This window comes from Paenirhodobacter sp., from assembly GCF_041916475.1.
Classification (GTDB): domain Bacteria; phylum Pseudomonadota; class Alphaproteobacteria; order Rhodobacterales; family Rhodobacteraceae; genus Rhodobacter.
On record NZ_JAYRZN010000007.1, the window covers coordinates 1 to 14,476 of the forward strand.

At 67.1% G+C, this 14,476-nt stretch carries 13 protein-coding genes; 5 read left to right on the plus strand and 8 right to left on the minus strand.

Annotated elements, in window-relative coordinates:
• The 4 genes from ACOMG5_RS04165 to ACOMG5_RS04180 form a co-directional block, all read right to left on the minus strand.
• Nucleotides 1-431: RNase adapter RapZ (locus tag ACOMG5_RS04165; RefSeq protein WP_420342526.1), on the minus strand; the 431-nt coding region annotated here is incomplete at its 3' end.
• Nucleotides 404-817 carry an HPr kinase/phosphorylase gene (locus ACOMG5_RS04170; RefSeq protein ID WP_420342527.1) on the minus strand — a complete coding sequence of 138 codons (414 nt, stop codon included), beginning with the start codon at nucleotides 815-817 and terminating at the stop codon, nucleotides 404-406. The genes ACOMG5_RS04165 and ACOMG5_RS04170, both read right to left, overlap by 28 nt.
• Nucleotides 814-2,472 (minus strand): ATP-binding protein, encoded by a 1,659-nt coding sequence (locus tag ACOMG5_RS04175; RefSeq protein WP_420342528.1) that lies wholly within the window; start codon nucleotides 2,470-2,472, stop codon nucleotides 814-816. The genes ACOMG5_RS04170 and ACOMG5_RS04175 overlap by 4 nt, the downstream gene beginning before the upstream one ends.
• Before the next feature lie 3 nt (nucleotides 2,473-2,475).
• Nucleotides 2,476-3,174, minus strand: a complete 699-nt coding sequence (locus ACOMG5_RS04180) for a response regulator transcription factor (protein WP_420342529.1) — start codon at nucleotides 3,172-3,174, stop codon at nucleotides 2,476-2,478.
• A 342-nt stretch (nucleotides 3,175-3,516) separates the two neighbouring features.
• On the opposite strand from ACOMG5_RS04180, the gene ACOMG5_RS04185 reads away from it, so the two are divergent.
• Together ACOMG5_RS04185 and ACOMG5_RS04190 are read left to right on the plus strand one after the other, a co-directional pair.
• Nucleotides 3,517-5,115: a phosphoenolpyruvate carboxykinase gene (locus ACOMG5_RS04185; protein WP_420342530.1), complete on the plus strand. Its 1,599-nt coding sequence runs from the start codon at nucleotides 3,517-3,519 to the stop codon at nucleotides 5,113-5,115.
• Between the two features lie 67 nt (nucleotides 5,116-5,182).
• The gene (locus tag ACOMG5_RS04190) at nucleotides 5,183-6,658 is read left to right on the plus strand and encodes a phospholipase D family protein (RefSeq protein ID WP_420342531.1); all 1,476 of its coding nucleotides are present in this window, start codon (nucleotides 5,183-5,185) and stop codon (nucleotides 6,656-6,658) included.
• On the opposite strand, the gene rnr is transcribed toward ACOMG5_RS04190, so the two are convergent.
• The 4 genes from rnr to ACOMG5_RS04210 form a co-directional block, all read right to left on the minus strand.
• The gene (gene rnr / locus ACOMG5_RS04195) at nucleotides 6,655-8,904 is read right to left on the minus strand and encodes a ribonuclease R (protein WP_420342532.1); all 2,250 of its coding nucleotides are present in this window, start codon (nucleotides 8,902-8,904) and stop codon (nucleotides 6,655-6,657) included. The two genes, ACOMG5_RS04190 and rnr, sit on opposite strands and share 4 nt — an antisense overlap.
• A 29-nt stretch (nucleotides 8,905-8,933) precedes the next feature.
• Nucleotides 8,934-9,347, minus strand: coding sequence for a GNAT family N-acetyltransferase (locus tag ACOMG5_RS04200; protein ID WP_420342533.1), 414 nt, complete (start codon nucleotides 9,345-9,347; stop codon nucleotides 8,934-8,936).
• Complete coding sequence (gene dapE / locus ACOMG5_RS04205; RefSeq protein ID WP_420342534.1) at nucleotides 9,344-10,483, minus strand: succinyl-diaminopimelate desuccinylase; 1,140 nt, start codon at nucleotides 10,481-10,483, stop codon at nucleotides 9,344-9,346. The genes ACOMG5_RS04200 and dapE overlap by 4 nt, the downstream gene beginning before the upstream one ends.
• Nucleotides 10,484-10,574: 91 nt before the next feature.
• A complete protein-coding gene (locus tag ACOMG5_RS04210) occupies nucleotides 10,575-11,141 on the minus strand; it encodes an NYN domain-containing protein (RefSeq protein ID WP_420342535.1) in 567 nt (188 codons plus the stop codon).
• Between the two features lie 145 nt (nucleotides 11,142-11,286).
• Here ACOMG5_RS04210 and folK point away from each other — a divergent pair, with 145 nt between their 5' ends.
• From folK to ACOMG5_RS04225, 3 genes are all read left to right on the plus strand, one after another.
• Nucleotides 11,287-11,880, plus strand: a complete 594-nt coding sequence (gene folK / locus ACOMG5_RS04215) for a 2-amino-4-hydroxy-6-hydroxymethyldihydropteridine diphosphokinase (RefSeq protein WP_420342536.1) — start codon at nucleotides 11,287-11,289, stop codon at nucleotides 11,878-11,880.
• 70 nt (nucleotides 11,881-11,950) lie between these two features.
• Nucleotides 11,951-12,304 (plus strand): DNA-directed RNA polymerase subunit omega, encoded by a 354-nt coding sequence (rpoZ, locus tag ACOMG5_RS04220; RefSeq protein WP_420342537.1) that lies wholly within the window; start codon nucleotides 11,951-11,953, stop codon nucleotides 12,302-12,304.
• Nucleotides 12,305-12,330: 26 nt separating this feature from the next.
• Nucleotides 12,331-14,448, plus strand: coding sequence for a RelA/SpoT family protein (locus ACOMG5_RS04225; protein ID WP_420342538.1), 2,118 nt, complete (start codon nucleotides 12,331-12,333; stop codon nucleotides 14,446-14,448).
• The last annotated feature ends 28 nt before the right edge of the window (nucleotides 14,449-14,476 follow it).

Genomic DNA, 14,476 nt, shown 5'->3' on the forward strand with positions numbered 1-14,476 from the left:
CGGATCGGCGCGAGCAGGTCCATTTCCAGGCGGATACCCTCGAGCGGGGCCTCCTCCGGCGCCATCGGATGGCGGCGGCGCGTTTCGGAATAGCGCCGGATCAGCACGTCGGGCTGGCTATCCAGATACAGGACCTCGAGCTTCAGCGCCGGATCCCGTGTGAGGCGGTCGATCAACTCGATCAGCCGCGCGACGGAAAAATCGCGGCTGCGCACGTCGAGCCCGAGCGCCAGCGGCCGCTCCAGCGGACCGTCGACCAGACGCGGCACCAGGCTGAGTGGCAGGTTATGGATCGTCTCGTAGCCGAGATCCTCGAGCGCGGCGATCGCCGTCGTGCGCCCGGAGCCGGACGGGCCCGCCACCAGCACGACCCGGGTCGCCCCGGTCTCGGTTTCATCTTGCGTCACGACGCTCTCCCGCCCTTCAGCCATTGCAGGACTGCCACGTCAAGATGGCCACGTTGCAGACGCAGCACAAGAGGCAGCCTGACCCCGGCAACCTCACGTTCGCGCATCGGGGGAAGGCGCTCCGTCTCCTGCTGATCCAAGTCGACGACAAGCACGATCCGCGCCGAGGGCAGCGGGTCCGCGCGCAGGATCCCCACCCCGCGCATCTCGATCAGCCCCGACAGGCGCGCCGGGGCACTGGCCCAGAGCTCGCCCGCGCGAACGGACAGATCGACACGGTCATCCGCCACCAGACGGGCACCATAGGCCATCAGCCGCAGCGCCAGCTCGGATTTTCCCGCACCCGAGCGCCCGAGGATCAGGGCGCCCCGATCGGCATTCAGCGCCACCGCCGTTGCATGGATGTTCATGCCGGCAGCCCCACGACAAAGCGCGCGCCCAGCGGCTCGGAGGTCACATCCGCATCCGTCGGGCGGATGTTCTCCGCCCAGATCACGCCGCCATGCGCCTCCACGATCTGCTTCGAAATCGCGAGGCCGAGCCCGGAATGGTCGCCGAACTGCCCTTCCGGCCGCTGCGAATAGAACCGGCGGAAGATCCGCGTCAGCGAATCGTCCGGGATCCCGGGCCCGGTGTCTTCCACCACCACCACCACACGGTTGTCGCGCCGCCGCAGCCAGACCCGCACCGCATCCCCGGCTTCGCAGAAGCTCAGCGCATTGCCGATCAGGTTGACGAACACCTGCGCCAGACGCCCCTCCAGCCCGGTGATCTCGATCGGGCCCGGCGGCAGGTCCGCGGCGAAGGACACATCCCTTTCACGCGCCTGCCCGGCGAAATACTCGCTCAGCCCCGAGACCAGCCGCACCAGATCGAATGTTTCCTCTTCTTCCTTCACCAGCTCGCTGTCGAGCCGCGAGGCATTCGAGATATCGCTCACCAGCCGGTCCAGCCGGCGCACGTCGCTGTCGATCACATCCATCAGCCGCGCACGCTGGTCCTCGCGCGTCACCCGGCCCAGAGAGGCCGCTGCGGAGCGCAGCGAGGCCAGCGGATTCTTGATTTCATGCGCCACATCGGCCGCGAATTGCTCGTTCGCGTCGATCCGGTCATAGAGCGCCTCCACCATCCCCCGCAACGCCCCCGACAACCGCCCGATTTCATCCGCGCGCCGACGCAGATCCGGGATCCGGATTCGCGCAGAGCCCGTGCGGCGCACCGTCGGATCCTGTCCCGCTTCGGCCGCGCGCGCAAGCTCGGCCAGCGGTGTCGCAATCGCTGAGGCCAGGATCAGGCTCAGCCCGATGGAGACGATGATCGCGATCACGAAGATCTGCAGCACCTGCTCGCGCTCGACCTGCACCAGCTCGTCGATTTCGCCCGCAGCACTGGTCAGGGCCAAGACGCCGAGCGTCTGCCCGCCGAGGCCCACCGTATGGCCCACGGAGAAGATCGTGGCGCCGGAGGCGTCGCGGCTGGTCGTCGCCGCGGGCCCGCCCGCCTGCAGCGTCCCGACCAGCGCCTGCGCCACCGACAGCGTATCCCGCCGCGGCGTTTCCGCCCGCAGCAGATGCCGGGAGAGCCAGCCCCAGACCCCGCCCAGAAAATCCGTCATCACGGTGGAGCGATCGCCCCCCTGCGCGCTACCGGGCCGCGGCCCGGGGGTCTCGCGCTGCGCCAGCAAGGCGCCCGATGGCTCGAACGCGTAAAGCACCGTGCCCTCGGACAGGCTGATCCCCTCGATCAGCCGCTCCAGCGGCCCCGATCCCGCCGCCATCCGCGCCTCGATGATCTGCGACAGCAGCCCGACCTCGCGCAGCATCGCCGCCTCGCGCTGGATCACCAGACTGTCGCGGAACGGGTTCAGATACAGCACCCCCACCACCATCACCAGGATCGCGGTCAGGTTCAGGCCGATGATCTTGCGCGCAAGCGGCGACTGCCCGAAGACGATCTGCACGCGCCCGCCGCGGACCCGCCAGAAATCGCCCCCCTTGAGGCCCCGCGCCCGGGCCGAGGCGATGGTGGCCTCCGGCCCCTCCAGGCGATCGGAACGCCGCGTCATCGGTTATTCTTCGTTGTAACGGTAGCCGATGCCGTAGAGCGTCTCGATCGCGGTGAAATCGTCATCGACGGTCCGCATCTTCTTGCGCAGGCGCTTGATGTGGCTGTCGATCGTGCGGTCGTCGACATAGACCTGATCATCATAGGCGACATCCATCAGCTGATCGCGGGATTTCACGAAGCCCGGCCGCTGCGCCAGCGCCTGCAGCAGCAGGAACTCCGTCACCGTCAGCGTCACCTCGCGCCCCTTCCAGCTCACCGAATGGCGCAGCGGGTCCATGGTCAGGCAGCCGCGCACGATTACCTTGCCGTCGTCCGTAGCCACATCGCCGACCACCGCCTCCTGCCGCCGCAAGAGCGCCCGGATCCGCTCGACCAGCAGCCGCTGGCTGAACGGCTTCTTGACGTAATCATCCGCGCCCATCCGGAGCCCGAGAACCTCGTCGATCTCGTCTTCCTTCGATGTCAGGAAAATCACCGGCACCGTCGTCGTGCGCTGGCGCAGGCGGCTGAGCAACTCCATACCGTCCATCCGCGGCATCTTGATGTCCAGAACCGCCATGTCAGGCAGCTTCTTGCCAAAGGCCTCCAGCGCCGACTGGCCATCGGTATAGGTGTCGACGTCATAGCCCTCGGCCTCGAGTGTCATCGACACCGAGGTCAGGATGTTGCGGTCATCATCGACCAGCGCGATTCTGGACATGGTGAGCCTCCTTTCATGCCCCGGTTGCACCCGATCGGGGCGAATCACCCCCGGGCCTTGCGCTCATCCCACCCGCAAAAGGCGAAGGATTGCCTAATTTCCACGACTCATGGACAATACCCGCAGCCCAGCCCGCCCCCGGCCGGGGGGTGGATGGAGATGGTTGCGCTAAAGACCGCCTTGGTTGCGCTAACTGAGGTAAAGCCTTCTATTCCTTCACCGAACCGACATGTTATACGGACCCATCTGGTGTGGTCCGCTGCACCGGATCGGCATCCGTTTTGGCCCAGGATGCCGGGAGGAACCCATATGACGCCGACATTTCGGCATCGGGAGCGACACATGAGCATCGGACGCGTGAACCCGGCGAAACGACTTGAAGACCAAGGCATCACCGGCCTCGGCAATGTCTATTACAACCTGCTGGAACCCGCGCTGATCGAAGCGGCGCTGAAGAATGGCGAAGGCACGCTCGGAAAGGGCGGCGCCTTCTATTGCACCACCGGCGCCCATACCGGCCGCTCGCCCAAGGACAAATTCGTCGTCCGCACCCCCGCGGTCGAAGATTCGATCTGGTGGGACAACAACAAGCCGATGGACGCGGCAAAGTTCGACGTGCTGCACGCCGACATGCTGGCCCACATGAAGGGCAAGGACTACTACGTCCACGACCTGTTCGGCGGCGCCGATCCGGAGCACCGGCTGGACGTGCGCGTCGTGACCGAGCTCGCTTGGCACGGCCTGTTCATCCGTCACCTGCTGCGCCGCCCGGAGCGCGCGGAGCTGGATGTCTTTGCCCCCGAATTCACCATCATCAACTGCCCGTCGTTCAAGGCCGATCCGGAGCGCCATGGCTGCCGCTCGGAAACCGTGATCGCGCTGAACTTCGACAAGAAGCTGATCCTGATCGCCAACACCCAATATGCGGGCGAAAACAAGAAATCGGTCTTCACGCTGCTGAACTACATCCTGCCCGGCAAGGGCGTGATGGCGATGCACTGCTCGGCCAACCATGCCATCGGCAACACCGACGACACCGCCGTGTTCTTCGGCCTGTCGGGCACCGGCAAGACCACGCTCTCGGCCGATCCCTCGCGGATCCTGATCGGCGATGACGAGCACGGCTGGTCGGAAAGGGGCGTGTTCAACTTCGAAGGCGGCTGCTACGCCAAGACGATCAACCTCTCGAAGGAAGCGGAGCCGGAAATCTACGCGACCTGCTCCATGTTCGGCACCGTGGTCGAGAACATGACCTTCGACCCGGAAACCTTCGAGCTGAACTTCACCGACAACTCGATCACCGACAACATGCGCTGCGCCTATCCGCTGGAGTATATCTCCAACGCCTCGGCGACCTCGCTCGGCGGCCAGCCGAAGAACGTGATCATGCTGACCTGCGACGCCTACGGCGTGCTGCCGCCGATCTCGCGTCTGACCCCTGCGCAGGCGATGTACCACTTTCTGTCGGGCTTCACCTCGAAGACCCCGGGTACCGAAGTGGGCGTGGTCGAGCCGATCCCGACCTTCTCCACCTGCTTCGGCGCGCCGTTCATGCCGCGCCGGCCGGAAGTCTATGGCAAGCTGCTGCAGGCGAAGATCCATGACACCGGCGCGAGCTGCTGGCTGGTGAACACCGGCTGGACCGGCGGCGCCTATGGCGTGGGCAAGCGGATGCCGATCAAGGCGACCCGCGCGCTGCTCACCGCCGCGCTCGACGGCTCGCTCAACAACGTCGAATTCCGCAAGGATCCGAACTTCGGCTTCGAGGTTCCGGTCGCGGTGCCGGGCGTCGATACCACGCTGCTGAACCCGCGCGACACCTGGGCCGACAAGGGCGCCTTCGACGCGCAGGCCGCGAAACTGGTGAAGATGTTCTCCGACAACTTCGCCCAATATGTCCCGTATATCGACGAGGACGTGAAGGCCGCCGCCATCGGCTGAGCCTTCGGACAGTGAACATCTCAAGGGGCCGGGAACCATTCCGGCCCCTTTTGCGTTGCCGCTCGCCATGATCCTCGCAATCGCCCTGCTGATCCTTGCCCTGCTCTGGTGGCTGACGCGGCTGCCGGCGCGGCCGCGTCTGGAGCCGCAGTCCACGCTTTGCCCCGAAACCCCGGCGGGCAGCACCGTCGCGCCCTTGGCGGAGAGCATCGACGCCTTCGCCGCCCGGATCGCCCTGTGCCGCGCCGCTCGCACCGAAATCTGCGCGCAGTACTATATGTGGCGCGGCGATACCTCCGGCACCCTGCTCTATGAGGCGATGCACGAAGCCGCCGAGCGCGGGGTGCGGGTGCGGCTCCTGATCGACGACAATGCCACCACCGGGCTCGATGCGCGGCTGGCCTGGCTGGACGGGCACCCCAATATCTCCGTGCGCCTATTCAACCCCTTCGCGCTGCGCCGCCCGCGCGGGCTGAGCTACCTGCTGCATCCCGCGCGGCTGAACCGGCGCATGCACAACAAGGCGCTGATCGTGGACGGGGCCCAGGCCGTCCTGGGCGGGCGCAACATCGGCGATGAATACTACAACGACATGTCGGACATCGGCCTGTTCATGGATATGGACGTGCTCGTTGCAGGGGAGGCGGCCGGGGCCGCGCAGGAGGCCTTCGACCGCTACTGGAACGCAGAGCCCGCCTGGCCTCTGGCCGCGCTGGTGCCCGCGGCGGCGGCGGGCGGCGCAGAGCATGCGGCCGCGGTGGCGAAGGCCGGTGCTTCTGAGTTTGCCGCCGAGGTGCAGCGCACGCTGGAGGAATTCCCCACGCTCGACGCCCTGTTCCCGCCACATCGCGCCGAAGTGCGGCTGCTGTTCGATCCGCCGGAAAAGGTGCTCGGCCGGGCCAGGCGGCGCCGGCTGATGTATCCGTCGCTGCGCATGGCCCTTGGCAACCCGCAGCACGACTACGATCTGATCTCCCCCTATTTCGTGCCCCGCCTGCGCGACAGGCGCTATCTGCGCGGGCTGGCGCGCGCGGGGGTGCGGGTGCGGGTGCTGACCAATGCGCTCGCGGCCTCGGATACGCCCATCGTCCATGCGGGCTATGGCTGGAAGCGGCGCGGCCTGCTGAAAGCGGGGATCGAGCTCTATGAATATCAGGGCGAGAGCCGGCTGCGGCTGCGCCAGGGCATCGTCGGCTCCCGGATCCGGCGCGGCACCGCCCCCTTCGCCCGCAACAAGCTGCATGCGAAGATCTTCTCCGTAGACCGCACCCGCGTCTTCATCGGCACCTTCAATTTCGATCCGCGCTCGCTGTTTCTGAACACCGAAATGGGCGTGGTGATCGACGATGCCGATTTCGCCCGGAGCCTGCACCGGGCCTTTGCCGAAACCGTGCCGCATTGCGCCTGGCAGGTCAGCCTCGGGCCGCGCGGCCTGGTCTGGCGCCGCCCGGGCCATGAAATGCACCATGAGCCCGGCACCCGCTGGTGGCAGAGGGCGCTGATCGCGCTGGCCTCGGTGCTGCCGATCGAGGGGCTGCTCTAGCGCCGCGTGCGCTTGACCTTGCGCGCCACGCCGCGCGCGCGGGCCTTTTCCGCCGCCATCCGCCGCCCGGGCTTGAAGCCGCGGCGCTTGCCGGGCGCGGGCATCGCCGCGCCATCCACCTCGAGCAATTCCAGCTCCAGCCCGCCGGTGACCGGCACCGCCTCCGAAAGCCGCACCCGCACCCGCTGGCCAAGCCCGATGGTGAGCCCGGTATCGGCCCCCACCAGCTGCTGGTTGTCCGGATCGAAATGGAAGAATTCGCGCCCGATCGAGCGCACCGGGATCAGCCCGTCGGCGCCGGTCTCGTCGAGCTTCACGAAGGCGCCGAACTTCTGCACACCGCTGATCCGGCCCGCGAATTCAGAGCCCACCCGATCCGACAGATAGGCCGCCAGGTAGCGGTCCGTGGTATCGCGCTCGGCCGCCATGCTGCGCCGCTCGGTATCGGAAATGTGCTGCGCCGTCTCCTCCAGCATCTCGGTATCGGCCGGGCTCAGCCCGTCCTTGCCCCAGTGATGGCCGGAAATCAGCGCCCGGTGCACGATCAGGTCCGAATAGCGCCGGATCGGCGAGGTGAAATGCGCATAGGAGCGCAGCGCCAGCCCGAAATGCCCGAGGTTCTGCGGCGCGTAATAGGCCTGGGTCATCGCCCGCAGCGTGGACATATTGAGCAGGTCGTCGAATTCGCTGCCCTCGGCCTGCGCCAAGAGCCGGTTCAGATGCGCGGTCTTCAGCACCTGGCCCTTCGCCAGCGTGAAGCCCGAAGCCTGCGCCACCTCGCGCAGGGCGTCGATCTTGTCGGGGCTCGGCTCTTCGTGCACACGGTACAGCAGCGGCCGGCGCAGCCGCTCCAGCTCCTCGGCCGCCGCCACATTGGCCAGCACCATGAATTCCTCGATCAGCCGGTGCGCATCCAGCCGCTCCTTGAACCGGACCGAGGCCACCTTGCCATCCTCGCCGATCTCGATCCGCCGCTCCGGCAGGTCGAGGTCCAGCGGCTGGCGCGCCGCCCGCGCCCGCGCGAGCGCCGCGTAGCAGGCATAGAGCGGCGTGATCACCGCGTCCATCAGCGGCGCGCATTGCGCATCCGGGTGGCCATCGCGGGCCATCTGCACCTGCGCATATTCCAGCGAGGCGACAGAGCGGATCATGCCGCGCACGAAGCGGTGGCCGCGCTTCTCGCCCGCGGAATCGACCTTCATCCGCACCGCAATCACCGCCCGCGCCACGCCCTCGTGCAGCGAGCACAGATCGCCCGAGAGCCGGTCGGGCAGCATCGGCACCACCCGGTCGGGGAAATAGGTCGAATTGCCGCGCTTGCGCGCCTCGCGGTCCAGCGCGGAGCCGGGCGTGACGTAATGCGCCACATCGGCGATCGCCACCCAAAGCAGGAAGCCGCCCTCATTCGCCGGATCGTCATCCGGGATCACCAGGCAGGCGTCGTCATGGTCGCGCGCGTCTGAGGGGTCGATGGTCACGAAGGGCATGGCCGTCAGGTCCTCGCGGCCCTCCAGCGTCGCGGGCACCTCGGCATCGGCCTCGGCCATCACCGCATCGGGGAAATCATCGGGGATGCCATGCTGATGGATCGCGATCAGCGAGACCGCGCGCGGCGCCGTCGGGTCTCCCAGCCGCTCGACCACGCGCGCCCGCGGCAGCCCGAGCCGCCCCTTCGGCCCCTGCTGTTCGGCCTCGACCAGCTCGCCGTCGCGCGCCTCCAGCGTGGCGCCAGGCGGGATCAGCCATTCCTTGCTGTCGCCCTTGTCGATCGGCAGGATCCGCCCGCCCTCGGCGGTCTTGCGGAAAATCCCTACGATCTTGTGCGCCGATTGCCCGATCACCCGGATCAGGCGGGCCTCGTAATCGTAGCTGCCCGCCACTTCGGTCATCCGCGCGAGGATCCGGTCGCCCTCGCCCAGGGCCGGATCGCCCTTCTTCGGCACGATCAGGATGCTGGGGCCCGCGCCTTCGCCCTCCCATTCCAGCGCCTGCGCCCAGAGGTCCCCCGACCCGTCCGGCCCCGTCACCCGCAAGACCGATACCGGCGGCAGCTTGGCCGCATCGCGGTAATTGCGGCGGCGCTTCTCGACGAGGCCCTCTTCGGCCATTTCCTTCAGAATGCGCTTCAGCTCGATCTTCGCCGCGCCCTTGATGCCGAAGGCCTTGGCGATATCACGTTTCGCCCCGGCGCCGGGATGATCGGCGAGCCAGGCGAGGATCTGTTCCTTGGTGGGGATCTGGTTCATGGCCCTGCCTACCATGCCCGCACGGGCTTTCATAGCGGGCGCGCCAACTCCCGGTGTGGCACGCCGCCGTCGTCATATTCCGGGCCGCAGGCGGCGAAGCCCAGCCGCTCATAGAACCCCATCGCCCGCACCTGCGCGCCCAGCACCACGCGGGTGCAGCCCGCCGCCCGCAGCCGCGCCATGCCCTCGCAGATCAGCGCGGCGCCGAGCCCCGTGCCCCGCGCCGCCTGCAGCACGCAGACCCGGCCGATGCGGCCCTCAGTGCCCGTCACGAAAATCCGCGCCGTACCGATGGGCCGATCGCCCTCGAAGGCCACCAGATGCCGCGCCGCGGCATCCTGATCGTCCCATTCGTCGGCCTCGGAATAGCCCTGCTCCTCGATGAACACCGCCCGGCGCAGCGCATGCGGCGCCGCCAGATCGGAGACCTCGGTGATCCTCATGCGAAATAGGCGCGCAGGATGCGGCCATAGATTGCCTTCAGGCGCAGGATCTGCTCCACCTCCACATGCTCGTCGACCTTGTGCATGGTCTTGCCCACGAGGCCGAATTCCAGCACCGGGCAATGGTCCTTCACGAAGCGCGCATCCGATGTGCCCCCGGAGGTGGACAGCTCCGGCGCGATCCCGGTCTCCGCCTGTACCGCATCGCGCACCAGCGCCACGAATTCGCCCGGCGGCGTCAGGAAGCTCTCGCCCGAGACCTCGGTGCGCAGCCCGAAGATCACGCCGCTGGCCTGCGTCACCTCCGCCATCAGCTCCTTCGCCCAATGGATGATGGCGCCGCTGCTATGGGCGTCGTTGAAGCGGATGTTGACGGTGGCCGAGGCCCGCGCCGGGATCACGTTGTTGGCCGGGTTGCCGCAGTCGATCGTCGTGACCTGCAGGGTCGAGGCCTCGAAATGCGCGGTGCCGGTATCGAGCGGCGTGGCCGTCATCCGCGCCAGCAGGTCGATCAGCCCGTGCAGCGGGTTGCGCGCGCGCTGCGGATAGGCGGCATGGCCCTGCACGCCGCGCGCCTCGATGAAGAAGGTCATCGAGCCGCGGCGCCCGATCTTCATCATGTCGCCGATCTGCTGCTGGCTGGTGGGCTCGCCCACGAGGCAGACCGACATCGCCTCGCCCTCGGTGGCCATGTAATCCAGAAGCGCCCGGGTGCCGTCGCGGCCGGGGCCTTCCTCATCGCCGGTGATGGTGAGGATGATCGCGCCGTCGGGCGGCGTCTCGCGCACGAAATCCACCGCCGCGGCGACGAAGGCACCCACGCCGGTTTTCATGTCGGTGGCGCCGCGGCCCCAGAGGATGCCCTCTTCCACCGCGCCGCCGAAGGGGTCGCGCGTCCACTCCGCGCGCGCCCCCACCGGCACCACATCGGTATGGCCATTGAAGCCGAAGCTGCGCGCGCCCCTGGCCCCCCAGCGGGCGAACAGGTTCGGCACGCCGTTGCGGTCCACCCGCACGCAGTCGAACCCGGCCTCGGACAGCACTCCGGAAAGAAGCTGCAGCGCGCCCCCTTCTTCGGGGGTAACAGACGGGCAGCGGATCAGCCGGGCGGAGAGGTCAACGGGGTCGGTCGTCATCATCGAATTCCTGCTGGAAACGTGGTCTTCCGCGCACCGTTCTGGCGCGCAGGCCCGGCCGGGGCCAGAATTTCCCCGGCCTGTCGAAGCCTCAGGCCTCGGCGTTGTGGTGCTCGGTCTCGCGGCTCTCGCGGGGCGGGCGGCCGATCACTTCGCGCAGGGCGTCGAGCTCGATGAAATTGTCGGCCTGGCGGCGCAGTTCGTCGGCGATCATCGGCGGCTGCGAGCGGATCGTCGAGACCACCGACACCCGCACGCCCATGCGCTGCAGCGCCTCGACCAGCGGGCGGAAATCGCCGTCGCCCGAGAACAGGACCGCATGATCGAGCCGCGGCGCGAGCTCCATCGCGTTCACCGCGAGCTCGATGTCCATGTTGCCCTTCACCTTCCGGCGGCCCATGGCATCGGTGTATTCCTTGGCGGGCTTCGTCACCATCGAATAGCCGTTGTAATGCAGCCAGTCGACCAGCGGGCGGATCGGCGAATATTCGTCGTTTTCCAGAAGCGCGGTGTAATAGAAGGCACGCACCAGCTTGCCGCGGCGCTCGAATTCCTGACGCAACAGTTTATAGTCGATATCGAACCCGAGCGCCTTGGCCGCGGCGTACAGGTTCGACCCATCAATGAACAGCGCGAGCCGTTCGTCCTTGTAGAACATATTCCGATCCTTTCACCGGCCTTTCGGACGGCAACTTGTTCGCTTCGTGAGTGGTGTGACGCTGACTGCAATTGCCAAATGCGTCATATTGCCCTTAAGCCGTCCCGACACAGAAGAATAGTATCCAGAAAACGCAAAACACCTGATGTGCGGTATCGGTAACATAATCCTGATCGCCCTTGGCTCCAATATCCCCTCCGCATCGGGCGCACCGGCGCGGACGCTGGCGGCAGCGCTGCAGCGGCTTCCCGCCGAGGGGCTCACGGTGCGCGCGGTGAGCCGGTTCTACCGCTCCCCGGCGTTTCCGGCCGGATCGGGGCCCGATTACATCAACGCCTGCGCCCGCCTCGAGGCGCCGGGCATGGCGCCGGAGGCGGTTCTGGCCGCGCTGCACCAGGTGGAAGCGGGCCTCGGGCGCGAACGCAGCCTGCGGTGGGGCGCGCGCGGCATCGACCTCGATCTCATCGCCCATGGCGCGCGGATCCTGCCCGATGCGGCGGGCTGGCGGCGCTGGGCCGAACTGCCGCTGGAGGCACAGATGCGCGAGGCGCCCGGGCATCCGGTGCTGCCGCATCCGCGCCTGCAAGACCGCGCCTTCGTCCTGATTCCCCTCGCCGAAATCGCCCCCGGATGGCGCCATCCGGCCCTGGGGCAAAGCGTCGCCGAACTGGCCAATGCCTTGCCAGAGAGCGAAAAAGCGGCGCTTGTGCCGCTTCGGACGCCGTTTGGCGAGGATTGAGCGCTTGTCAAGGGGCAGCGCAGGCCCTACATAGGCGGCTCACACCTCCCATGTCCGATTGGAGTTGCCGATGGCCCGCGTGACGGTTGAAGACTGCGTTGACAAGGTTCCGAACCGCTTCGAGCTGGTGATGCTGGCCGCACATCGTGCGCGCGAGATCGCTGCTGGCGGCGCGATCACCATCGACCGCGACAACGACAAGAACCCCGTCGTCTCGCTGCGCGAGATCGCCGAGGAGACCCAGTCGGCCGAGGATCTGCGCGAGCGCCTGATCGAATCCTATCAGACCCAGATCGAGGTCGATGAGCCCGAGGACGATTCCATGGCGCTGCTGATGTCGGGCGAGGTCGATCGTCCGAAGGCGGACGACATGGACGAAGAGCGCATGCTGCGCGCGCTCATGGACGCGCAGGGCCGCGACTGACACTTCCGGGGGCGGGTCCAGCGCAGATGATCGACGTCGAAGACCTGATCGCGCTGGTCCGCAACTACAACCCACATACCGACGCCGATCTGATCCGCCGGGCCTATGGCTACGGCATGAAGATGCATGAGGGGCAGTTCCGGCAATCGGGGGAGCTGTACTTCACCCATCCGGTCGCCGTCGCCGCGATCCTGACCGAGCAGCGGCTCGACGATGCCACCATCGTCACCGCGCTCCTGCACGACACGATCGAGGATACCCGCTCCACCTATGCCGAGGTCGAGGGCATGTTCGGCCATGAGGTGGCTGAGCTGGTCGACGGGGTGACGAAGCTCACCAACCTGCAGCTGTCCTCCACCGCCTCGAAGCAGGCCGAGAATTTCCGCAAGCTGCTGATGGCGATGTCGAAGGACCTGCGGGTCCTTCTGGTGAAGCTCGCCGACCGGCTGCACAATATGCGCACGATCAAGTCGATGCGGCAGGAGAAGCAGGCCCAGAAGGCCCGCGAGACGATGGAGATCTTCGCCCCGCTCGCCGGCCGCATGGGCATGCAGTGGATGCGCGAGGAGCTGGAGGACCTGGCCTTCAAGGTGCTGAACCCGGAGGCGCGCAGCTCCATCATCCGCCGCTTCGTCAGCCTGCAGAAGGAATCGGGCGATGTGATCTCCAAGATCACCACCGATATCCGGCAGCTGCTGGAGAAGGCCGAGATCGACGCCGATGTCTTCGGCCGGGCGAAGCGGCCCTATTCGATCTGGCGCAAGATGGAGGAGAAGCAGCTCGCCTTCTCGCGCCTGTCGGATATCTACGGCTTCCGCATCATCACCGGAACGGTCGAGGAATGCTATGCGGTGCTGGGCCTCGTGCACGGGCGCTGGCGCGCGGTGCCCGGCCGGTTCAAGGATTATATCAGCCAGCCCAAGACCAACGGCTACCGCTCGATCCATACCACGGTCACCGGCCGCGACGGCAAGCGGGTGGAGATCCAGATCCGCACCCGGCAGATGAACGAAGTGGCCGAGGCGGGCGTGGCGGCGCACTGGTCCTACAAGGACGGCGAGCCCGCGGAAAACCCGTTTGCGGTGGATCCGGTGAAATGGCTGGCCTCGCTCACCGAGCGTTTCGCCGAGGGCGATCACGACGAATTCCTCGAGAACGTGAAGCTCGAGATGTATTCCGACCAGGTGTTCTGCTTCACGCCGAAGGGCGATGTGGTGAAGCTGCCGAAGGGCGCGACGCCGATCGACTATGCCTATGCGATCCACACCCGGATCGGCAATTCCTGCGTCGGCGCCAAGGTGGATGGCATCCGCGTGCCGCTCTGGACCCGGCTGAAGAACGGCCAGTCGGTGGAGATCATCACCGCGGCCGGCCAGCGCCCGCAGGCGACCTGGCTCGACCTCGTGCGCACCGGCCGGGCCAAGGCCGCGATCCGCAAGAGCCTGCGCGAGGAGGACCGCTCGCGCTTCGTGAAGCTGGGCGCTGAGCTGGCGCGGGTGGCCTTCGAGCATGTCGGCCGCCGGATCACCGACAAGGCGCTGCGCACCGCCGCCAAGACCATGGGCCTGCCCGACGAGACCGAGCTGCTGGCCCGGCTGGGCTCGGCCGAGCTGACCGCGAGCGAGGTGGTGGCCGCGCTTTACCCCGAGCTTGCGAAGCCCGGCCTGGTGACGGTGCAGCCCGAACATGCGGTGCTGGGCCTTGAGGCCGATCAGACCTTCCGCCGCGCCGGATGCTGCCAGCCGCTGCCCGGCGAACGCATCGTCGGCATCACCTATCGCGGCAAGGGCGTGGTGATCCATGCGATCGATTGCCCGGCGCTCGAGGAATTCGAGGAGCAGCCCGAACGCTGGGTCGATCTGCACTGGCAGCCGGGCGAGCACCCGCCGGTCTATTCCGCCTCGCTGAAGATCACCATTTCCAACGATGCGGGCGTGCTCGGCCATATCTGCACCCTGATCGGCCAGCAGAAGGCCAATATCTCGGATCTGCGTTTCATCGACCGGAAACCCGACTTTTACTCGCTTGTCGTAGAGGTCGATCTAAGAGACGTGGAGCACCTTCACACATTGTTGACGGCCCTTGAGGCCGAAACCGATGTTGCACAGGTCGAGCGTTGGCGGGATATTTCCCGCAAGCCCTAGGGCGGTTCCTGCCGTCCGGGAGAAAGGA